Origin of the sequence: Falsiroseomonas sp., from assembly GCF_051859025.1 — a bacterium.
Lineage (GTDB): Bacteria > Pseudomonadota > Alphaproteobacteria > Acetobacterales > Acetobacteraceae > Falsiroseomonas.
Genome location: NZ_JBHYGL010000015.1, coordinates 64,346 through 85,722, shown reverse-complemented (window position 1 = coordinate 85,722; position 21,377 = coordinate 64,346). Strand labels below are relative to the sequence as shown.

General features: G+C 70.7%; 19 protein-coding genes. 9 read left to right on the top strand and 10 right to left on the bottom strand.

The genetic code is table 11. The features are described from left to right. Positions 1-5: 5 nt before the first annotated feature. Genes ACTIE5_RS15950 through ACTIE5_RS15940 form a run of 3 tightly spaced genes read right to left on the bottom strand, consistent with a single transcriptional unit; the run spans position 6 to position 3,258 of the window. Complete coding sequence (locus tag ACTIE5_RS15950) at positions 6-851, bottom strand: fumarylacetoacetate hydrolase family protein (RefSeq protein ID WP_439550688.1); 846 nt, start codon at positions 849-851, stop codon at positions 6-8. Continuing rightward, positions 848-2,359, bottom strand: coding sequence for a bifunctional 3-(3-hydroxy-phenyl)propionate/3-hydroxycinnamic acid hydroxylase (locus tag ACTIE5_RS15945; RefSeq protein ID WP_439550687.1), 1,512 nt, complete (start codon positions 2,357-2,359; stop codon positions 848-850). Before ACTIE5_RS15945 ends, ACTIE5_RS15950 begins: the two co-directional genes overlap by 4 nt. A gap of 8 nt (positions 2,360-2,367) precedes the next feature. Further along, positions 2,368-3,258 (bottom strand): VOC family protein, encoded by an 891-nt coding sequence (locus tag ACTIE5_RS15940; protein WP_439550686.1) that lies wholly within the window; start codon positions 3,256-3,258, stop codon positions 2,368-2,370. A gap of 148 nt (positions 3,259-3,406) precedes the next feature. On the opposite strand from ACTIE5_RS15940, the gene ACTIE5_RS15935 reads away from it, so the two are divergent. Together ACTIE5_RS15935 and ACTIE5_RS15930 are read left to right on the top strand one after the other, a co-directional pair. Beyond that, positions 3,407-4,072, top strand: coding sequence for a GntR family transcriptional regulator (locus ACTIE5_RS15935; RefSeq protein WP_439550685.1), 666 nt, complete (start codon positions 3,407-3,409; stop codon positions 4,070-4,072). A 68-nt stretch (positions 4,073-4,140) separates the two neighbouring features. Beyond that, positions 4,141-5,385, top strand: coding sequence for an Hsp70 family protein (locus ACTIE5_RS15930; RefSeq protein WP_439550684.1), 1,245 nt, complete (start codon positions 4,141-4,143; stop codon positions 5,383-5,385). Between the two features lie 9 nt (positions 5,386-5,394). Here ACTIE5_RS15930 and ACTIE5_RS15925 read toward each other — a convergent pair whose 3' ends face one another. Continuing rightward, positions 5,395-6,228 (bottom strand): alpha/beta fold hydrolase, encoded by an 834-nt coding sequence (locus ACTIE5_RS15925; RefSeq protein ID WP_439550683.1) that lies wholly within the window; start codon positions 6,226-6,228, stop codon positions 5,395-5,397. Between the two features lie 128 nt (positions 6,229-6,356). On the opposite strand from ACTIE5_RS15925, the gene ACTIE5_RS15920 reads away from it, so the two are divergent. Next, entirely contained in the window at positions 6,357-7,088 is a 732-nt protein-coding gene (locus tag ACTIE5_RS15920; RefSeq protein WP_439550682.1) for a GntR family transcriptional regulator, read from the top strand. Positions 7,089-7,182: 94 nt separating this feature from the next. Continuing rightward, on the top strand, positions 7,183-8,292 hold the full coding sequence (locus ACTIE5_RS15915; RefSeq protein ID WP_439550681.1) for a 5-methyltetrahydropteroyltriglutamate--homocysteine S-methyltransferase: 1,110 nt from the start codon (positions 7,183-7,185) through the stop codon (positions 8,290-8,292). A 53-nt stretch (positions 8,293-8,345) separates the two neighbouring features. On the opposite strand, the gene ACTIE5_RS15910 is transcribed toward ACTIE5_RS15915, so the two are convergent. Genes ACTIE5_RS15910 through ACTIE5_RS15900 form a run of 3 tightly spaced genes read right to left on the bottom strand, consistent with a single transcriptional unit; the run spans position 8,346 to position 11,383 of the window. Beyond that, complete coding sequence (locus tag ACTIE5_RS15910; protein ID WP_439550680.1) at positions 8,346-9,311, bottom strand: Bug family tripartite tricarboxylate transporter substrate binding protein; 966 nt, start codon at positions 9,309-9,311, stop codon at positions 8,346-8,348. A gap of 36 nt (positions 9,312-9,347) precedes the next feature. Beyond that, the gene (mdlC, locus tag ACTIE5_RS15905) at positions 9,348-10,946 is read right to left on the bottom strand and encodes a benzoylformate decarboxylase (RefSeq protein ID WP_439550679.1); all 1,599 of its coding nucleotides are present in this window, start codon (positions 10,944-10,946) and stop codon (positions 9,348-9,350) included. Further along, positions 10,943-11,383, bottom strand: a complete 441-nt coding sequence (locus ACTIE5_RS15900; protein WP_439550678.1) for a MarR family winged helix-turn-helix transcriptional regulator — start codon at positions 11,381-11,383, stop codon at positions 10,943-10,945. Before ACTIE5_RS15900 ends, mdlC begins: the two co-directional genes overlap by 4 nt. A 137-nt stretch (positions 11,384-11,520) precedes the next feature. Here ACTIE5_RS15900 and ACTIE5_RS15895 point away from each other — a divergent pair, with 137 nt between their 5' ends. Both ACTIE5_RS15895 and ACTIE5_RS15890 read left to right on the top strand, forming a co-directional pair. Further along, positions 11,521-11,928, top strand: coding sequence for a CopG family transcriptional regulator (locus ACTIE5_RS15895; protein ID WP_439550677.1), 408 nt, complete (start codon positions 11,521-11,523; stop codon positions 11,926-11,928). 39 nt (positions 11,929-11,967) lie between these two features. Continuing rightward, a complete protein-coding gene (locus ACTIE5_RS15890) occupies positions 11,968-13,017 on the top strand; it encodes an extracellular catalytic domain type 1 short-chain-length polyhydroxyalkanoate depolymerase (RefSeq protein WP_439550676.1) in 1,050 nt (349 codons plus the stop codon). Here the strand turns inward: ACTIE5_RS15890 and ACTIE5_RS15885 are convergent. Together ACTIE5_RS15885 and arfB are read right to left on the bottom strand one after the other, a co-directional pair. Then, on the bottom strand, positions 13,007-14,032 hold the full coding sequence (locus ACTIE5_RS15885) for a phosphotriesterase family protein (protein ID WP_439550675.1): 1,026 nt from the start codon (positions 14,030-14,032) through the stop codon (positions 13,007-13,009). The two genes, ACTIE5_RS15890 and ACTIE5_RS15885, sit on opposite strands and share 11 nt — an antisense overlap. A gap of 84 nt (positions 14,033-14,116) precedes the next feature. Beyond that, positions 14,117-14,527, bottom strand: a complete 411-nt coding sequence (arfB, locus tag ACTIE5_RS15880) for an alternative ribosome rescue aminoacyl-tRNA hydrolase ArfB (protein ID WP_439550674.1) — start codon at positions 14,525-14,527, stop codon at positions 14,117-14,119. Between the two features lie 243 nt (positions 14,528-14,770). On the opposite strand from arfB, the gene ACTIE5_RS15875 reads away from it, so the two are divergent. Next, a complete protein-coding gene (locus tag ACTIE5_RS15875; RefSeq protein WP_439550673.1) occupies positions 14,771-17,290 on the top strand; it encodes an Ig-like domain-containing protein in 2,520 nt (839 codons plus the stop codon). Between the two features lie 312 nt (positions 17,291-17,602). On the opposite strand, the gene ACTIE5_RS15870 is transcribed toward ACTIE5_RS15875, so the two are convergent. Continuing rightward, positions 17,603-18,571, bottom strand: coding sequence for a Bug family tripartite tricarboxylate transporter substrate binding protein (locus ACTIE5_RS15870; RefSeq protein ID WP_439550672.1), 969 nt, complete (start codon positions 18,569-18,571; stop codon positions 17,603-17,605). 95 nt (positions 18,572-18,666) lie between these two features. Here ACTIE5_RS15870 and ACTIE5_RS15865 point away from each other — a divergent pair, with 95 nt between their 5' ends. Further along, entirely contained in the window at positions 18,667-19,857 is a 1,191-nt protein-coding gene (locus tag ACTIE5_RS15865) for a hypothetical protein (RefSeq protein ID WP_439550671.1), read from the top strand. Further along, positions 19,854-21,377: a mandelate racemase/muconate lactonizing enzyme family protein gene (locus tag ACTIE5_RS15860; protein ID WP_439550670.1), complete on the top strand. Its 1,524-nt coding sequence runs from the start codon at positions 19,854-19,856 to the stop codon at positions 21,375-21,377. Before ACTIE5_RS15865 ends, ACTIE5_RS15860 begins: the two co-directional genes overlap by 4 nt.

Here is a 21,377-nt window from a genome sequence, read left to right as displayed (position 1 = left end):
TGGGTTCAGCTTTCGTCGGCAACGGTGTTGGTCAGCAGGCCAACGCCCTCGATCTCCACATCGACGACATCGCCGGGCTTGATCCAGAGCGGGGGCGTGCGCTTGGCGCCGACGCCGCCCGGCGTGCCGGTGGCGATGACATCGCCGGGCTCGAGCCGCGTGAAGGTGGAGCAGTAGGCGATCTGCGTCGGGATATCGAACAGCATCTCTTCCAGCTTCGCGTCCTGGACCACCTGGCCGTTCACGCGGGTCTGCAGGCGCTGCGGGCCGATCTCGCCGACTTCGTCCGGCGTCACCATCCAGGGGCCGAAGGGGCCGGTGCCGACGAAGTTTTTCCCCGGCGTGAACTGGTGGGTGTGGCGCTGCCAGTCGCGCACGCTGCCATCATTGTAGCAGGCATAGCCGGCGACCTGCGCGAAGGCATCGCCCTTGGCGACATGGCGGCAGGAGGTGCCGATGATGACGGCCAACTCGCCCTCATAGTCGAAATCCGAGGACACCTTCGGCCGCACCAGCGGCGCGAGGTGCCCGACCTGGCTGTTGGCGAAGCGCGTGAAGATGGTGGGGTTGCCGACGACGCTGCGCCCCGTCTCCTTCCGGTGCTCCTCATAGTTCAGCCCGATGCACAGAATCTTGTCGGGGTTGGGGATGACGGGCAGCCATTCGATCGCGTCCAGCGCGATGGTGGGCGCGGCGGCGGCGGCATCGCGCGCGGCATCCAGCGCGCCAGCGGCGATGGCGGACTTCAAATCCGGCAACTGCACCAGGACGGCACCCACATCATGGATGACGCCATCGCCGACAACGCCCCAGCTGGTGCGGCCCTGATGGCGGAAGGTGGCGAGCTTCATGCGATTTCCTTCACGGGATGCAGAACGGCCGACAGCGCCGCACGCAGATGATCCAGCGCGGCCGCATCGACGGCGACGCCATGCACGTAGTGGTCCGGGCGGATGATGGCGGCGCGCACGCCATGGCGCGCGAACCAGGCGCCGACGATGCCGTCCCGCTCCTCCAGCCCCGGGCCTTCGGCGCCGGATGCCTTGATCCGCGCGGCGCCGGGCAACTCATCCATGGCGATCACGCGCCAGCCATGGCCGAGCACGCGGTCCATCAGCACCCAGGCGCCGTTGTGCCGAACGAAGGGCTGCGGGAAGAGCGTGCCCTGCGCGGGATGCGCGGGCTCCGCCAGGAAGCCCGATTCCAGCGGCGGCACGATCTCCTGCCGCGTCAGCACGGGGGGCTTCCCGCCGCCCTGCGCGATCAGCCCCGCATCGCGCGCCGCCGCCGCCGCCGGATCGCGTTCGCAGATCTGGCGGCCGATGTTCTTGATGCGCGCGGTCAGGGTGCGGACATGCTGCGCGCGTTCGGCAGCGTAGCTGTCGAGCAGCACGGGCGAGGCGCCATCCCGCACCGCGGCCAGCTTCCACACCAGGTTCGAGACATCCCGCAGCCCCTGGCACATGCCCTGGCCGATGAAGGGCGGCTGCTGGTGCGCGGCATCACCGGCCAGGAACACGCGCCCCTGCCGCCACTGCGCCGCGACCAGCGCGTGGAAGCGGTAGCTGGATGCGCGCCACAGCGTCGCATCGCCCGGCGCCAGCCAGCGCGCCAGCAGCGCCCAGACCGCATCGGGCTCCTGCATCGCCCTCGGGTCCTCGCCCGGGTTCAGCATGATCTCGAAGCGGCGATGGTTGCCGGGCCCCACGATGTAGGTGATGGGGCGGGCGGGGTCGCAGAACTGCGCGGCATTCACCGGCAGCTTCGCGAGTCCGCTCTCCTCGACGAGAAGATCCACCACCAGCCAGGGCTCGTCGAAGACCAGATCCTCGAAGCCGATGCCAAGGGCGTTGCGGGTGAAGGAGGAAGCGCCATCGCAGGCGATAACGGTATCCGCCGTGGCGGTCCGCTCGCCCTCCGCGCCGCGCAGTCGCAGCGTGACGCGGTTCGCATCCTGGCTGATGCCGACAAGCTCCGTGCCGAGTTCCACCGAGACACCCGGCATGGCAGCGGCATGGGCGCGCAGCAGCGCCTCCACCGGCGGCTGGGTGAAGACCATCGTGGGCGTGAAGCCCATGGGATAGGGTGCGGGCACCATGTCGATGCGACGGATCAACTGGCCCGCCGCGCCGAAATGCTCGGAAGCCGGGAAGGGCGCGGTATGCGGCAGCACGGCATCGGCGATGCCGAGATTGTCCAGCATCCGCATGATCTCATGATCGATCGCGATGGCGCGGGGCTTGTCATAGACCGCCGTCGCACGGTCGATCGCCAGCGTGCTGAACCCCTGCTGGCCCAGCAGCGCGGTGGCGACGGCGCCGGAGGGGCCGAAGCCGATGACGACGACGTCGTGATGCACGGCCACGCTCATGCGAAGCGGATGGCGAGCTGCGCCTTCTTCGTCGCCTCCGGCTTGGGCAGCGCGATGCCCCATTGGTCCGTGCGACCGGGCGGCCAGGTCCAGTGGCTGGGGCCGCGGGCGACATGGTCGTCCCCCACCTGCTCCACCTCTGCCGTGTATTCGATGACGATGCCGAAGGGATCGATGAAGTAGGCGAAGACATTGTCGCCCGGCCCGTGCCGGCCGACGCCCCAGGCCAGCGGGAATCCCGCGTCGATCATGCGGCCCGATCCGCGCATGACGCATTCCCAGCCCGGCATGTTGAAGGCCACGTGGTTCAGCCCATCGGCCGGCGCCTCCGCCAGCACCACCGCGTGGTGGTCGCTGTTGCAGCGTTCGAAGGCCATCAGCTTGGACCGATCGGCCAGCCTGAAGCCGAGCCCCGCTTCGAAGAAGCGCGCGGTGGCGTCCACGTCCCGGCAGTTGAGGTTCACATGCGCCAGGCGGTCCGGCGCGTCGCGGGACGGCGCATCGGGCGCGCGGCGTTCATCGCCGGCGACGATCCGGAAGACGGAACCGGCGGGATCACGCAACGTGCAGGCCAGGCCGCCGCCAGGCTCCTCCAGCGCGGCCGGGGCGGCCAGCACCGAAGCCCCCTGGCCCAGCGCCATGCCCAGCACCTGGTGCAGCGCGCCCCCATCGCCCGCGCGGAAGGTGACGGACCGGATCGCCGCCTGGGCCCCGGGATGCAGCGCCAGCACGTGATGGTCATCGCCCGTCGCATGCAGCCAGACGGAGCCGCCGCTCCGCGCCGCAACCTTCAGGCCCCAAATGGTCGTGTAGAAGCGCTCCGCCGTCGCGAGGTCGGGCACCTGCAGATCCACGCTGCGCAGCGCCGTCACCGGGAATCCACTCATCGGCCGCTCCATCCGCCGTCGCCTTGCAGGCGCCGGTCCACGCTTGGTTGATGACCAGATGATGGATATTGCCTCGGCTGTAAACCCCAATGTATATATTTCACCAGATCGGAGCCGAAGATATGCCAGCCCTGCCGGAACGCCTGCGGTGAGCGTCGCGCGCGGCGTGACCCACGCCACCAGCGTCTATGAACGCATCCGCGCCGATATCCTCGGCGGGCGTCTGCTGCCCGGGCGGCGCCTGGCCATCAAGGCGATGATGGAGAGCTACGAGATCGGCCAGACGCCGCTGCGGGAAGCGCTGAACCGCCTGGCCGCCGATGGGCTGGTGGCGGCGGAGGACCAGCGCGGCTTCACCGTCCCCGGCATCAGCGTGGACGAATTGATGGAACTGACGCGCACGCGCTGCTGGCTGGAGGAACGCGGCTTGCGCGAGTCGATGGCGGCCGCGACCCCGGCCTGGGAGGAAGCGGTGCTGCTGGCCGGCCATCGCCTGTCCCGCACCCCCCGCGGGCCGGATGACCCGAACTGGGAAGCCCGGCACCGCGACTTCCACCGCACCCTTGTCGGGAATTGCGGATCACGCTGGCTCATCGGCTTCTGCGACCAGCTGACCGACCGCCACCAGCGCTACCGCAAGCTCGCCGCCATCCGCGCCTTCCCGACGCGCGACGTGGAAGCCGAGCACCGCGCCATCCAGGATGCGGTGCTGGCCCGTGATGCGGATGGGGCGGTGGCGCTGCTGACCGCGCATTACACCGCCACCGCCCGCATCATCCTGGAAGACGAATCGATCTTCCCGAAGCGGGACTGACCGCGCCGCCCTTGCCACCGCGGCGCCCAGGCTGTTCAACCCGCGCCATCCCCTTTTCGCGGCGCAGCATGCAACCCGTCATCGGTATCGACTTCGGCACGACCAACAGCGTCGTGACCTCGCTTCGGGCGGATGGCAGTGCCAGCGTGCTGCGCCATGCCACGGACGATGTCTTCCGCTCCGTGCTCTGCTTCTGGGCGGATGGGGCCGGCGTCACGCGCCATGCCGCCGGGCCGCGCGGGATCGAGGCCTATCTGGAAGACCCGCTCGATAGCCGCCTCATCATGTCGATGAAGAGCTACCTGGCGCAGCGCAGCTTCCAGGAAACGCGCATCTTCGGCCGCGCCTATGGGCTGGAAGGCATCATCGCCCTGTTCCTGCGGGACCTGCTGGAACCCTTCGCGGCGGACCTCGCCGGTGCGCGCATCGTCGTCGGCCGGCCCGTGCGCTTCGTGGGGGACAGCGCGGATGATGCGCTGGGCGAAGCGCGGCTGCGCGCCGCCTTCGCCGCGGCGGGGCTGCCGGATGTGCAGGTGGCGCTGGAACCGGCCGCGGCCGGGCAGCGCTTCGCCGCCGGCCTCGACCATCCCGCCACCGTGCTGGTCGCGGATTTCGGCGGCGGCACCAGCGACTTCTCCCTGCTGCGCTTCGATCCCGGCCCGCCCGCGCGCGTCACGGCACTCGGCCATTCCGGCGTCGGCGTGGCCGGCGATGCCTTCGACTATCGCATCATCGACAATGTGATCTCCCCTTTGCTCGGCAAGGGCGGCACCTATCGCGTCATGGGCAAGCCGCTGCCGATCCCGCCGGCCTGGTTCAGCAGCTTCGCCCGCTGGCACCTGCTGTCCCTGATGCGCGCGCCCAAGACCATGCGCGACATCGCGGAAGTGATGCGCACCGCCGAGCATCCCGAACAGCTGGAGAATCTGGTCCGCCTGGTGAAGGACGAGGCCGGCTACGCGCTCTACCGCGCCGTCTCCGCCGCCAAGGCCGCGCTCTCGGCGTCGGAGGAGGTGGTGCTACGCTTCAGCCACGATGACCTCGACATCGCCGCCCCCATCAGGCGCGCGGATTTCGAGGGCTGGATCACCCCCGAACTCACCCGCATCGCCGCCGCCGTGGATGCCGCGCTGGTGGATGCGAAGGTCGCGCCCGATGCGGTGGACCGCGTCTTCCTGACCGGCGGCACATCCCTGGTGCCGGCGGTGCGGAACCTCTTCGCCACGCGCTTCGGGGCGGAGAAGCTTGTCACCGGCGGCGAATTCGTCTCGGTGGCGGAGGGGCTGGCGCTGCTGGGCCGCGACGCCGCGTGACCGCCGCGGTCAGCCCACCTCCGCCAGGAAGGCGTCCACCAGCGCGTTGAAGGCGGCCGCGTGTTCGAAATAGGCGGAATGGCCGGCCACGGGGATGTTCGCCACCCGCGCGCCCGGGATCAACGGCGCCATCGCCGCGCCGGCGAAGGGCGGCAGCACCACATCATCCCCGCCCGGCAGGAACAGCACCGGGCAGCCCGCGGCGGCCAGGTCCGCGGGGTGGCGGCTGCGCTGGTCATAGAGCCGCTTGCGCACGGCTTCCTTGTCCAGCCCCGTGCTCAGCGCATCGATCTGGGCATACAAATGGTGCAGCGCCGGCTTCTGTTCCGCCATGGCCGCGCCGCCGGCGGCCAGGATGTTCCGCGCGGTCAGCGCCGTCCGCGTTTCCGCGTGCTGCGCGTTCCAGGCCTCCAGCCTGGCGCGCGTCGCCTCATCCACCCGCCGGGCATCGAGCGACCCGGTGGTGGCCGCCAGCACCAGCGCCTTCACCCGGCCAGGCCGCGCGATCGCGTACTCAACACCGGTCCAGCCGCCCATGGACTGGCAGACCAGCCGGATGTCGCCCAGGCCGAGTTCATCCACCAACGCCGCCAGGTCCCCCGCGTAATCCTTGGGGTCCGGCCCGCCTTCGGGCGCGGAGGAGGGGAAGAAGCCGCGATGGCTGAAGGCCACGCAGGTGTAGCGCGGCGCGAAATGCGCCATCTGCTGCCACCAGGACATCAGCCCGCCGCCCAGCCCATGGGCGAAGACCAAAGCGGGGCCGGTTCCCGTCACCTCATAGGCGATGCGGCAATCCGGGCGGGCAAGCACGCCGCGGCGGCGGGGGGGTGCGGTGAAGGTCATGGCGGGCTCCTGGGCGTCCTGCGCCAAGCCTAGCCCGTGCCGCGCCGTGCCGGAATTGCATGCGTCGGGGGCTCCATTGCATGCAGCATGGCGTCGGTGTAATCCGGCGGCGTCCAGGATCGAACCGCATGTCCCTCACCGGCCAGGCCGCGCGCGCGTTGATCGAGCTGCGCGCCCGCATCTTCACCGGCCGCCTCCGCGCCGGGGACCGCCTGGCGGAGATTCCGCTGGCGGAGGCGCTCGGCATGTCCCGCACCCCCATCCGGCTCGCCCTCTCCGCCCTGCAATCCGAGGGGCTGGCCGTGCCCGCCCCCGGCGGCGGCTTCGCGGTGCGCGCCTTCACGGTGCGGGAGGTCGATGACGCGGTGGCGCTGCGCGGGCAGCTGGAGGGCATGGCCGCGCGGCTGGTCGCGGAACACGGCGTCTCCCGCGGCCTGGCGCGGCGGCTGCATGAGGCGCTGGACCAGGGCGATTCGGCGCTGGCGCGCGGCGTGCTGGATGAGGAAGCGCTCGACGCCTACAGCAGCATGAACACCGCGCTGCACGCCGCCATCGCGGAGGCCGCCGGCAACGAGCCGCTCTCGCGCGCCATCGCGGCGGTGGAGGCGCTGCCCTTCGCCAGCGCCTCCGCCCTGGTGCCCAGCCCGCGCAGCGCGCCGCAGCGCCACCGCCTGCTGACCTTCGCCCACCAGCAGCACCATCTGCTGGTGGAGGCGCTGGAAGCCGGGCAGGGGATGCGCGCGGAGGCACTGGCGCGGGAACACGCCGACAATGCCCGGCGCAATCTGCGCCTGATCCTCGATTCCGGTGAGGCCGAGGGCCTGGCCGCCCTGATCGCCTTCAAGGATGAAGTCGCGTGAACACCGGCCCGACGCATTGCATGCAATCGGGTGCAGCCGGCCTGTCCGTCCGCCGCGCCCCGAACCCTTTCCACCCCTGAACGAAGGAAACGCCATGCCTGGCCAGGTTCCCCCCTTCCGTGCCGACCATGTCGGCAGCCTGTTGCGCCCGATGGAACTGCGCGAGGCCCGCGCGGCGCGTGCCGCCGGGACGATGAATGCGGAAGCGCTGCGCGCGATCGAGGATCGCTGCATCATCGATGTCGTCGCCCAGCAGAAGGCGATCGGCCTGAAGGCGGTGACCGATGGCGAGTTCCGCCGCGCCTTCTGGCATTTCGACTTCCTCGCCCAGCTCGGTGGCGTGGACATGTACGAAAGCGACCAGGGCATCCAGTTCAAGGGCGGGCAGACCAAGGCCTATGGCCTCAAGGTCACGGACCGCATCAGCTACAAGCCGCATCCCTTCGTGCAGGATTTCGCCTTCCTCGCTCAGAACGCCCAAGGTGCGGTGCCGAAGATCACCATCCCGTCGCCCTCCGTGCTGCATTTCCGCGGCGGTCGCCGCGCGGTGGACAGCCACACCTATCCGGAGATGGACGGCTTCTTCGCCGATCTCGGCGATGCCTATGCCGCGGCGGTCGCGGATTTCGCCGGCGTGGGCTGCCGCTATCTCCAGCTCGATGAAGTGAACATCGCCTATCTCTGCGATCCCGAGCAGATCGCGGGCCTCAAGGCGCGGGGCGAGGAGACGGAGGGTCTGCTCGGCAAATATGCCACGCTGATCAACCGTGCCATCGATGCCAGGCCGAAGGACATGGTGGTGTCCATGCATCTCTGCCGCGGCAATTTCCGGTCGATGCACATCGCGGCCGGCGGCTATGACCCGGTGGCGGAGGTGCTGTTCAACGGCATCAATGTCGATGCCTATTTCATGGAATATGACGACGAGCGGTCCGGCAGCTTCGCGCCGCTGCGCTTCCTGCCGAAGGGCAAGACGGTGGTGCTGGGCCTGGTCACCTCGAAGCGCGGCGATCTGGAGACGAAGGAGTTGCTGAAGCGCCGGCTGGATGAGGCCGCGAAGTATGCGCCGCTGGATCAGCTCGCCATCAGCCCGCAATGCGGTTTCGCTTCCACGGAGGAGGGCAACACGCTGACGGTGGAGGAGCAGTGGGCGAAGCTGTCCCGGTGTGTCGAGGTCGCCCAGGAAGTCTGGCAGAGCCTGTGAGATATCACTCCCTCCCCCGCGCTTGCGGGGGAGGGTCGGGGTGGGGGTAGGCGCTACTCCGCCCGGATATTCGCCGCCCTGATCACCGGTTCCAGCACGGTTTTCTCCCGCGCGATCAGCGCCGCGAATTCGCTCGGCCCACCCCCGCCGACGATCGCCCCCTGCTCCGCCAGCCTGCCCCCGATCATCGGTTCCCGCAGCGCGTCCCGCACCAGCCCCGCCACGCGCGCGATGATCGCCTCCGGCGTGCCGGCTGGCGCCACCAGCCCGAAGGCCGTGCCGAAGACGAAGTCGATGCCCGCCTCCGCCATGGTCGGAACGCCCGGCAACTGAGGCAGCCGCTGCGGAGTCGCGACCGCCAGCGGCCGCACCTGGTTGCCGGTGATCTGGCCGAGGATGTTCGGCAGATTGTCGATCACCATGTCGATCTGCCCCGCGACGAGGTCGGTCAGCGCCGGCCCCGCGCCGCGATAGGGCACGTGCTGGATCTCCGTCCCCGTCGCGCGCTTGAACAGTTCCAGCGCCAGATGGAGGCTGGACCCCGCCCCCGCCGATCCCGCCGTCAGCACGCCGGGCTGTGCCTTCGCGGCGGCCACCACATCCGTGACGCTGCGCCAGGGCCGCGCGTTGGTCACGCACATCACCTTGGGCGTGCTCGCCAGCAGGGTGATGGGGGCGAAGGCCGTCTGCGTGTCGTAGGGCATGGTGCGGTAGATGAACTGGTTCACCGCGACCGGGCCCATCGAGGTCGCGAGCAGCACATGCCCATCCGGCGCCGATTTCGCCGCCACATCCGCGCCGATGTTCCCGCCCGCGCCGACGCGATTCTCCACCACCACCGGCTGCCCGAGCTGCGCCGACAGCGGCTGCGCGATCGACCGTGCGAGCACATCCACCAGCCCGCCTGGCGGGAAGGGCACGATGATGCGGATGGGGCGCGTCGGCCAGGTCTGCGCATGGGCGGGCAGCGCCAGCAGCGCGGGCATGGCCATCAAGGCACGACGTGTCGTCTTCACCATGGCATTCCTCCCTGCGGGCTCTGATGGCCCTTGGTTTCAGTGGCGATGATAGAGCGTCGGCACCGCCGCATCGACAACGACCTGCACGAGCATCGGCCCCGGATGCGCCATGGCCTGCGCCAGCGCGTCGTCCAGTTCCCCCGGCTTCGTCACCAGCACGCCCGGGCACCCCATGCCGCGCGCGAGCGACACGAAGTCCAGCCCCGGCAGGTCGATCCCCGGCACGTCGCGGACCTGCAGCACCTGGCTGAAGGACCGCATGGCGCCATAGCCCGCATTGTCGATGACGATGACGGCCAGCGGCAGCTTCTCCTGCACCGCCGTCCAGAGCGCCTGGGGCGAATACATCATGGACCCGTCGCCGATCAGGCAGACCACGCGCGTGCCTGGCCGCGCGAGGCCCACCCCCACCGCGCCCGGCAACCCGTAGCCGAGGCCCCCGCTCGCCATGGTGAAGAACCCGCCCCAGTCGCGCATCGGCATCTGGGCGTGCATGGCGGGGCGGTGGGATGGCGCTTCCTCCACCAGCACCGCGCCCGGCGGCATGGCGGCGTGCAGCCGCGCCAGCAGCCAGGCGGCGGGAATGGGGTCCGCGGCCGGCGGCGGCGCGGGGCGCACCCGCGGGGCAGGCGGCGCGCGGTCCCCCTTCGGCAGCAGCGCCTGCAGCGCGGGGATGGCGAGCCGCAGGCTGCCAATGACGGAAAGCCCGGCGGGCGCGGAGGCCGCCGCTTCCGCATCCGTCGTCAGATGGATGATGGGCGGGCCGTCACGGAAGATCAGCGCATCGCCCACGACATGGAAGGTGAAGACCGGCGCGCCCACCACCAGCACCAGATCATGCGGCATCAGCGCCTCCGACACCGCCTGCGGTGCCGCGGCCAGGAAGCCGCCGAACAGGGGATGATCCTCCGGGAAGGCGATGCGGCTGGCGAAGGGGCTGGTCAGCGCCTTCGCACCGATATGTTCGGCCAGCGCCACCAGCGCCGGCCCGGCGCCTTCCTGGTCCACCTCCGGCCCCACCACCATGACCGGGTTCCGCGCTGCGCTGATCTGCGACGCCGCGCGTTCCAGCAGCGCCGGATCGGGTGCCGAATCCCCCGCCATCTCCCGCATCGGCACCGGCCAGCAAGGCTGCGACCAGTCATCGGACGGGATGGAGACAAAGGTCGGCCCCCAGGGTTTGCGCATCGCGATCCGGTGCGCCTGCGCGACCGCCGCCGGCACGTCCTCCGCCCGCGCGGGCTCGATGCTGAACTTCACATAGGGGCGCGGGAAGGAAGCGGCCTCCGTCGCGCCGAGGAACGGCAGATTGGGCAGCAGCGACCGCGCCTGCTGCCCCGCCGTGATGACCATCGGCGCCTGGTTCCTGTACGCCGTGAACACATTCCCCAGCGCATGCCCCACCCCGGCGGCCGAGTGCAGGTTCACGAAGGCGCAGCGCCCGCTGGCCCGCGCATAGCCATCCGCCATCCCGATCACGCTGGCTTCCTGCAGCCCCAGCACGTAGCGGAAATCGCCGGGCCAGCGATCCAGGAAGGGCAGTTCCGTCGATCCCGGATTGCCGAAGACCGTGTCGATGCCGCGATCCCGCAGCAGGTCGAACACCGCCTGTCGCACCGTGGTCCTGCCGCTCATGCCTCGTCCCTCCATCCACTTGCGATGCGGCGGAGCGCGGCGACGACGGCGTCATGTGCCTCCGCCCCCACCAGCGCATCCAGTTCCGCATCATGCGCCGCCGCATGCGCCGCCAGGCGCTTCAGCATGGCGCGGCCCGCCGGCGTCAGACGCAGCGCGTAGCGGCGGCCGTCCTGTGCCAGCCTCTCCCGCTTCAGCAGCCCGCGCCGTTCCAGATCCGCCAGCGCCGGCGTCAGCGTCGATTTGTCCCGTCCCGCCGCAAGCCCGAGCGCGGTCTGGGAGATGCCGGGATTGGCGCCCACCAGGCTGAGGATGGCGTAGCGCCCGGGCCGCAGCGCGGCCTCCCCCGTGCGGCGCGCGAAGGCGCTGAAGCTCGCCTCCTGCGCCAGGCGCAGCAGGAAGCCGATCCGGTCCTCGATCCCGCCCGTCGCCGCCAAGGCTGCGCCTCCCCCGTTTGATCGTAGGATATCCAACGATCCACCGCGGCCGCAATCCCGTTCCGCCCCCGGCTCCGGAACCCCCTGCCCGGAACCCCGTTCACCATCCACAGGGATGGCGGATGGATGGCAGGCGGATGGAACAGCGACAGAGGGGCATCCCGGATTCCGAGAAGATCACCATCAATCTCGGCCATGTGGACCTCGGCCATATCGACCTGCTGGTGAAGGACGGCTTCTACGCCAACCGCACCGATTTCATCCGCACCGCCATCCGCAACCTGGCCGACCGCCATGCGGAGGCCGCGCGCCATTCCATCGCCCGCCGCGGCCTCGACCTCGGCCTGCGCCACGTGACGCGGGCAGAGCTTGAGGCGGCGGTGGCCGCGGGCCGCATGATCGAGATCCGCGTCCTCGGCCTGGCCAGCATCGCCGCCGATGTCACGCCGGACCTGGCGCGCGCCGCCATCGCGGCGGTCACGGTGCTAGGCGCCCTCCAGGCCAGCGCCGCCGTCAAGGATGCGCTGGCCGACCGCATCCGCTGATCGCTTCCGGCAAGATTTCAGCCTTACATTGAAAGCACGATGACCATGATGTCCGATATCGAGGAAGCCACCCGCCTGACCCGCGAGGGCCGCCTGGCGGAGGCCACCGCCCTGCTGCGCCGCGCCCTGTCCGGCGCGCCCGAACCCGCGCCCGCCCCGATGCCTGCCCCGATGCCTTCGCCCTTCGCCCCCCGCAGGCCCCGCATCTTCGATGTCTCGCCGGAGACGGGCGACGCCACCGCCGAGGGCGCGCGCTTCCTGTCGCTGAACTGCCGCACCGCCGCCGGCAGCCGCGACTATCGCCTGTTCATCCCCGCCCGCTCGCTGCCCGCCCCCGCGCCGCTGGTCGTCCTGCTGCATGGCTGCACGCAATCGCCGGAGGATTTCGCCGCCGGCACGCGCATGAACGCATTGGCGGAGGAACAGGGCTTCCTCGTCGCCTATCCCGCCCAGGCGCAGGGCGCCAATGCGCAGAAATGCTGGAACTGGTTCAACGCGGCGGAGCAGCGCCGGGATGGCACCGAAGCCTCCCTCATCGCCGCCATCACCCGCCAGGTGATGCGCGACCACGCCATCGATCCGCTGCGCGTCTGCATCGCGGGGCTATCCGCCGGCGGCGCGGCGGCGGCGATCCTCGGCCAGGCCTATCCCGACCTCTTCGCCGCGGTGGGCGTGCATTCCGGCCTGCCCGTCGGCGCGGCGCGGGACATGCCCTCCGCCTTCGCCGCGATGCGCCAGGGCGCGGCGGTGCCGCCCGCGCGGCGCCTGGTGCCGACCATCGTCTTCCACGCGGACCAGGACGCCACCGTCAGCCCGCGCAACGGCGATGCGGTGATCGCGCAGCAGGAAGCCGCCGCCAGCGGCCTCCGCCTGGTGGAGGAACGCGGCCGCCAGCCCGGCGGCCACGCCTGGACGCGCCGCCAGCGCCAGGATGCGTCAGGCCGCCCGGTGCTGGAGCAATGGGTGGTGCATGGTGGCGGCCATGCCTGGTCCGGCGGCGCCACCGCCGGCAGCTACACGGACCCGCGCGGCCCCGATGCCTCCCGCGCCATGCTCGCCTTCTTCGAGCACCAGCGCCTCACGCGGTAATCGTCAGCAGCCTGCGCGGCGTCTCCACCAGGATCGTGTCGATCTCGCCCTGCGAAAAACCCTTCTCCCGCATGAAGGGCACGACGTTGCGCAGGATGTGGCCATAGCCATGCCCGCCATAGGCCAGCAGCCGCGTCAGCCGGCAGATGTCCTGGGAGATGGCGATCTGGTGCAGATGCCCGCGATCCACCAGCGCGCGGATCATGTCGATCCGCACGCCGTCATTCGGCATGGTGATCGGCGCGAAGGACCAATAGGCGTGCTCATAGCCGAACAGGTCGAATTCCAGCACGCAGCCCGTATCGGCCAGGCGGAACAGCCTCTCATGGTCGAAGATGGTGCGGTCGATATGGTCGATGATGGTGCGTGGGATGTCGCCGCCGCGCGCGCGCAGGAAATCGATGATCTCCTGCGGCTGGTCGGGCACCGCGCCGGGATGGATGGTCAGCGCCGCCCCCGTCTCCCGCTGCGCGATGACGGCGCCGGCCATCACGCGCTGCTCCTGCGCGCTCCATTCCTCCGTGCAGCCGATCTCCCCGATGATGCCGGCGCGCACATCGGTGCCCCAGGCGCCAACGCGCACGGCCTGGATCATCTCAAGCGCGAAGTCGTCCACGCTCCGCGTCGCATTCTCCGGCGCATGATAGGCCTGCACATAATGCCCGCAGCCCATCACCACATGCACGCCGGTGCGGCGCGATACCTCCACCAGGCCCAGCGGATCAGGCGCGATGCCGCCGATGGTCAGCTCCACCATCGCATCACCGCCATCGGCCCTGAAGGCCGCGACCTCCGCCACCGCCAGCTCGCGATCCAGCAGCTTCGTCTTCTCGGTATTGGGGCGGCGCCCGTAATCGATGTCGTAGCGGTTCCGCGGCGTGATCGGCACCGCCAACTCCGGCCGGCCCCGCAAGGCGGGGGGCGTGATGTCGCAGAGGATATGCTCATGCATCAGCGTGGTGCCGAGCGCCTCCGGCGCGATCGGGCCGAGGACGGTGGTGATCGTGGCGGGCATTCGCGCTCCTCTTGATTCCGGGGAAGGCGCTGCCTTCCCCGGACCCCTACCGCCAGGGGCGTGACGCCCCTGGACCGTCGTCAGTTACTCGTCGCGGGGACGGCCGCGATCCTTCTTGATCTCGCCGCGGTGGCTCTTGCCCTCCAGGCGCCGCTTCTTGGAAGCCAGCGTGGGGCGCGTGGCACGGCGCGGGGGCGGCGGAGGCTCGGCCGCCTTGGCCAGCAACTCATCCAGCCTCTCCCGCGCATCCGTCCGGTTGCGGTCCTGGGTGCGGTGACGCTGCGCCTGGATCACCAGCACGCCATCCCCCGTGATGCGCCGCCCCGCCAGCGTCCGCAGCCGCCGCGCCATCCCCTCCGGCAGGTCGATGCGGTTGAGGTCGAACCGCAACTCCACCGCCGTCTCCACCTTGTTGACATTCTGCCCACCCGGGCCGGAGGCGCGCAGGAACCGCTCCTCCAGCGCGTCATCGGGAATGGGGGGGATCCGGGCCATGATGGGGGGCTTATAGCCCCGCGCGGGGCGGGATGGGGAAGATGCCACCCGCGCAACCCTTAATGTTGCTAACAGGGGTTGAAACGACCGCGCAAGATACGCTCAAATACAACCGTGGCGTGCTCTTCCGGGCGGGCGACAGCAAGCCGTGACGGGTCTCACCCGCCGCGTCGCGATCTGGTAACATTTCGCGCTGCTGTCGAATCATAGGATGGCGGCACGACCCCGGGGAGGGAAAAGGCCATGACGTCTGCGCTGATCGTCGGAACCGCCAGGGGCGACCGCATCGTCGTGGATCAACGCCGCGGCCGTTCGCCGACGGAGGTCCTGGGCCTCGGGGGCGACGATACCATCATCGGCGGACGAGAGAACGACACGCTGAATGGCGGCGGCGGCGATGACTGGATCATCGGCGTCCAGGGCCGGGACAGCCTGGTCGGCGGCAGCGGGCAGGACAGCCTGTTCGGCGGCGGCGGCGACGACCTGATGGTGGGCGGCAGCGGGGCGGACCTGCTGGTGGGCGGCGGCGGGACCGACACGGCCCGCTACCTCGGCAATGCCGCGGACTACCAGGTCATCGACCTCGGCGGCGGCAATTTCATCGTCAAGGGCATCGGCGGCGCCGGCCTGTCGGACGGCACGGACCTGCTGCTGGACGTGGAAAAGCTGGCCTTCGCCGACGGCACCGTCATCGCCGGCACCCCCGCCGCGCCCGTCATCACCGGCCTCGGCCTGGATACCGGCCTGGCGGGGGATGGCATCACCGCCGACCACACGCCGCTCATCACCGGCACCGCCGCGGCGGGGGTGCGGGTGGAGGTGTTCCGCGACGGTGTCAGCATCGGCAGGACCCGCGCCGATGAGGATGGCAACTGGAGCCTGGAGGACCGGCGCGCCGGCGGCCCCGGCGATGGGGCGTACAGCTACTCCGCCACCGCCATCGGCAAGTCCGGCCAGGAAAGCGCGCCCTCCGCCGCCTACGCGGTGACGGTCGATACCACCGCGCCCGGGGAGGCCAGCATCGGCCTGGCCAATTCATCCGATACCGGCGCGCTGGGCGATGGCGCCACGGGCTTCAGCTTCGTCACGCTGACGGGCACGGCGGAAGCCGGCGCCGTCATCCTGTTCGGCGACAAGGTGGTGGATGTCGGCGCCGATGGGCGCTTCACCCTGGCGGACATCGCGCTCGATGCCGGGCTCAACAGCTTCGCCTTCACCATCACCGATGCCGCCGGCAACAGCACGACCCAGACCATCGACGTGGTGCGGGACGCCACGCCCATCGTGGACCCGGTGCTGTCCTGGAACTTCGCGACGCTGGAAGCCATCAAGGAAGCGGGTTCCATCACCGGCGTCGCCACGCGCGTGCTGGGCATGGAAAGCGCTGCGGTGCTGGACACGCTGGCCGGCATCGAGGGCACGCGCACCCTGATGGTGAACCTGGACGCGCCGGAAGACATTTCCAGCTACGCCGCCGTCGTCTCCGCCGCGCATCGCGTCCTCAGCACCCTCTACCCCGACCAGGCCGCGATCTTCGATGCCAAGCTGGCGGCGGACCTCGCCACGGTGCCGGACGGGCCGGCCAAGGACCAGGCGATCGACTACGGGCGCAGCGTCGCCGATGCCGTGATGGCGATCCGCGCCATCGATGGCGCGGACAAGGAATTCATCGAGCCCGGCAGCACCGGGATCGGCGAATGGCGCGTCCTGCCGCCCAATGTCGGCGGCCTTAACCCGCAATGGGGCGACATCACGCCCTGGGCGCTGGAAAGCGGCGACCAGTTCCGCCCGGATGGCCCGCCCGACCTGACCAGCGCCGAATACGCCGCCGCCTTCAACGAGGTGAAGGAACTCGGCGCCATCAACTCCACCACCCGCACGGACGACCAGACGGAAATCGCGCGCTACTGGCGCGACCAGTCCGGCAGCTACACCCCGGCCGGGCGCTGGGCGCAGATCGCGGGGGAAGTGCTGGCCGATGGCGGCTATTCCACCTCCACCAATGCCTGGACGCTGGCGGTGCTGAACTTCGTGCAGGCCGATGGCGCCATCGCCGCCTGGGACGCGAAATACCACTTCAATGCCTGGCGCCCGATCACCGCGATCCAGCAGGCGGATCTGGATGGCAACCCGCTGACCGAAGCGGACCCCAATTGGCGGCCGCTGCTGACCACGCCGAACCACCCGGACTACCTCTCCGGCCACGCCACCTGCTCCGCGGCCTCCGCCTACGCGCTGACGATGATGCTGGGGGAGATCGCCTTCACCAATGAAAGCGTCGGCCTGCCGGGCGTGTCCCGCAGCTTCGACAACTTCATCGATGCGGCGGTGGAAGCGGGCAAAAGCCGCATCTACGCCGGCATCCACTTCGAATTCGCCAATGTCGATGGCATCGAGACGGGGCGCCAGGTGGCGGAATTCGGCGTGGCGCGGCTGTCGGCGGAAGCCGACACCTTCGCCCCCGTGGTGCTGCTGGGCGCGCAACCCGGCATGGCCGCCGCCGGCCCGCCGGTGCTGCAGGGCATGGCCTTCGACAACCGCGACGGTCTGGAATTCGTCATGGCCCGGCTGGATGGCGGCGCCGAACGCCAGGTCGCGATCGACGCCAAGGGCCGCTTCACCCTGGACCTCGAAGCCCTGTTCGGCCCGATCGCGCAGGGCGCGCACAGCCTGGTGCTGACGGCGGAGGACGCGGCGGGGAACGACGCGAAGCCGGTGGTGGTGGCCTTCAGCTACCTCGATGGAAACACGCTGATCGGCTGAAAAACGCTGGCCTCCGGATGGTTGTTCCGGTTATGTTCTTGTCTGCCATCGCCACAGTTGCGTCGGCGGGGGGAGCGCTGCTCCCCCCGCACCCCCCACGCCAGGGTCCAGCGGGACCCTGGACCGCGGGATTCGGGGTCGGCCCTGGCTGGGGGGCGTGAGGGCCTGCTAAAGGTGCTAAAACGGCTAAATGGACTAAATGCTCCGGGGAAAATGGTTGCCGATCAGGTGTTTGCGGCGATTTTCTCAAGAACTAAAATCTAAGAAGATTCCTAAACGCATTTAGTGGCTCAAATGCCACAGTGGCGCCCTTCACGGCGTCAGCGTCACCCCGGCCTCCCGCACCAGCGCCGCCCAGCGGAGGACCTCCGCCTGGTGGAAACGGGCGAAGGCGGCAACTGGCATCGTCTCCACCCGGAAACCCGCCGCCTCCAGCCGCCCCCGCACCACCGGGTCCGCCAGCGCGCTCACGGTCGCGGCGTTGATCGCCTCCAGCACCGGGGCCGGTGTGTTCAGCGGCGCGAAAAGGCCGAACCAGCTGTCGCCGCTGAGATAGTCGTACCCCTGCTCCCGCAGGGTCGGCACCCCTGGCAGGTCGGGGAAGCGCTGATCGCCGCCCACCCCCAGCACCCGGATGCGCCCATCGGCCGCGAGGGCCGAGACGCTCGCCCAGGTCGCCATCATGAAGTCCACGACCCCGGCCACCAGATCCATCGCCGCCGGGGCAGCGCCCCGGTAGGGGACATGCGTCGCGTTCATCCCGCTGCGCCGCGCGAAGGTCTCGCTCATCAGATGGGACGCCGACCCGGCGGAGGAGGAGGCATAGGACAAGCCCCGCGGCGATTGCCGCCCCATCGCGACCAGGTCGGCCACGCTGCGGGCGGCGGAGGAGGCCGGCACCACCAGCGCATGCGGCGCCTTGGCCACCAGCGTGATGGCGGCGAAGCCGGCGGGGTCGTAGGGCAGGCCGGTGATCAGCGCGCCATTGGTGCCGTGGGTCTGGTTGTTGCCGAGCACGAGGGTCAGGCCATCGGGCGGCGCGCGGAACACGGCTTCGGTGCCGATCACCCCGCCCCCGCCGCCGCGATTGTCCACCACCACCTGCTGGCCCCAGCCCTCCTGCCACTTCGCCGCGATGGCGCGGGCCAGCACATCCGTGGTGCCGCCGGGCGGGAAGGGGACGATCAGGCGCACCGGCCGCTGGGGCCAGGCGCCCTGGGCCAGCGCGCCCCCGGCGGCCAGGCAGAAGGGCAGGGCGAACAGGGCGCGGCGGCGGGTCATTCGGTCAGGGCCTCTCAAGCTTCGGCCCGTAGTGTTGCCGCGCCCGGCCGATTGCGGCAGAGGGAATCGACGCCAGGGGCAGCCAGAAGCAGCCGATGCCGCACCATGTCTTCCTGCACGTGCCGAAGACCGCCGGTTCATCCCTGCGCACAGTGCTGTCGCGGCAATATGGCGCGCGCCATGTGCTCTATTTCGACCTCGGCATCGGCGACCCGAGGCCGATGCCGGACATCGCGGCGGCGGTGCGGGAACGGATGGCCGGGCGCGATATCCGCCTGGTGACGGGGCACCAGTTCCTCGGCCTGCACCAGGCGCTGCGGGAGCCCTGCCACTACTTCACCCTGCTGCGGGACCCGGTCGAACGGGCGCTGTCCGAATACTTCTACGCCTTTACCTACCCCCACCATGCGCAGCGCGATGCGATCGTGAGCGGCGCGCTCTCGCCCCTCGACTACCTGATGGCGGAGGGGCGGGGCGATGCGCAGGCCCGCCAGATCGCCGGGCGCACCACGCGGCCGGTGCTGGAAGCGGCGCTGGCGAACCTGGACAGCACCGTGCTGGTGGCCGGGATCGCGGAGGATTTCGACCGGTCCCTGCTGCTGATGGCGCGCCGCCTCGGCTGGGCGCCGCCCTTGTATGTCGCGCGCAACGTCACGCGCCTGGCGCCGGACCAGGCGGCGCTGCGCGACCGGGCGCGGGCGGAGGCGGCATCGCATCGCGATCGCTTCGTCACCGACATCGCCCTGCACCAGGCCGCCCGGGCGCGGTTCGAGGCCGATGTGGTGGCCGAGGGCCCGGCCTTCGAGGCCGCCTTCGCCGCCTTCGCCCGCTGCCAGGCGGCGCTGGCGGAGGGCGCGGGGGAGACGGTCTTCGACCGCTACGAATTCCAGCGCGACGACGTCCTGCCCCCCTATGCCGCGGCCATCCGCGGCAGCGCGGACCATGCGGCGGTGGCGGATTTCCTGGCCTCGCCTTCCATGCCGGCGCGGGCGCCCCGCAACATCATGGGCCGGGTGGACCGGGTGGATGACGGGGTGGTGCATGGCTGGGCGCTGGACCTGCTGGCCGCGCAGCCCGTCACCGTTGCGCTGATGGCCGGCACCACGCCGCTGGCCGCGACGCGGGCGCAGATGCTGCGCGCCGACCTCGCCGCGGCGGGCCTCGCCGACGGCCATTGTGCCTTCCGCCTGCGGGTGCCGGAGGGTGCCGCCGGGCGCCCCGACCTCCGCCTGGTGGTGGAGGGCACCAACATCGCCCTGCCCGATCCGGAGAGATACCTGGGATGAATGCCGCGCCCCTGCCGGGATTGGATGAGGCCATCTGGCTCGGCGGCATCGCCGCCCCGCCGCGCGCGATCGGCGCGGCGGCGCTGACGCCCGATCCCTTCGCCGCCTGCCTGGCGCGGGGCACCACGCTGGTGGTGGCCGATGCCGCCAGCGCCGGTGGCCTGGCCGGGCTGCGGGACCTGGCGGCCCTGGCGCGCGCCATGGGCGTGACCTTGGCGGTGAAACCCGGTGAGGGCGGGCTGCCCCGCGCCGTCTCCCTGGCCGGGGCATTGGATGCGGCCGTCGCCGCCGATGGCCCGCTGCCGGCGCTGCCGCCTGTGCCCCAGGACAGCCCGACGCGCATCGTCTCCGTCACCACCCGGCGGATCGCCCTGCCGCTGAAGCACCTCTACGTCAGTTCCATGTACTGCACGCCGAAGCAGGACCGGACGCTGGTCTGCATCCGCCTGGCCGATGGGACGGAGGGCTGGGGGGAGACCAATGGCACGCCGGATTGCGCGGCCCGCGTGAACGCCATCGCCAAGGGCTGGATCGGCCGGGATGCGCTGCGGGACCGTGCCGCGCTGCGGCGGAGCTTTGCCCGCATCGCCTTCGACAACCGCCATGGCCGCAACGGGCTGGCGGCCTATGCGGGGCTCGACCTCGCGGCCTGGGATGCTTCCGCGAAACATCTCGGCGTGCCCCTGGCCGCGCTGCTCGGCCAATCCGCGCCGCTGCGCCCGGTGGAGGTCGCCTGCCCGCTGCCCGCCGCGGTGCCCGGCCGGGCGATGGAGCGGGCGGAGATCACCGCCCATATGGCCGATCTGTCGCTGGCGCCGCGCGTGGCGGACCTGGCCGCCGGGATCGCGGCGGAGCACGGCATCCGCGCCTTCAAGTACAAATCCGCCGCCACCGGCATCGACTGGGACATCGCCGCCCTCACCGCGCTGCGGGCCAAGCTGCCCTCCGGCACCCGGCTCCGCTGCGACCCCAACGGCGCCTACAGCCCGGAGGAAGCCCGGCGCCTGGTTGCCGGCACCGCCGCGCTCGACCTGGAGTTCCACGAGGACCCCACCGACGCCCTTGAAGGTTTTCGTCAGCTGCGGGAGGCGGGGGCGGGGCGGCTTGCGTCCAACATGTGCCTGATCACGCCCGCGGACCTGGTCGCGGCCTATCGGCTGGGGATGACGGACCTCGTCGTGCTGGGGGATATCTTCTACTGGGGCGGCGTCGCGGGGCTGCGCGATGCCTCGGCGGTGGCGTCCCGCCTCGGCCTCACGCCCTCGCTGCACTCCTTCTACGAGACCGCCATCGCCACCGCGGCCAATGTCCATCTGGCGCAGGCACTCGGCCTCGATGCCCATCACCCCATGGATTGCGGCGTCACCTCGCTCGCCGAGGACATCGTCGCCCCGGGGGTGCTGAGCGTGCGGGATGGCTGCCTGACGGCCCCCCCCGGCCCCGGCATCGGCCTTTCGCCGGACCCCGCGCGGATCGCGGCCCTGGCCATCGCCGATCCCGTGGTGATCCCGGCCCCGTAA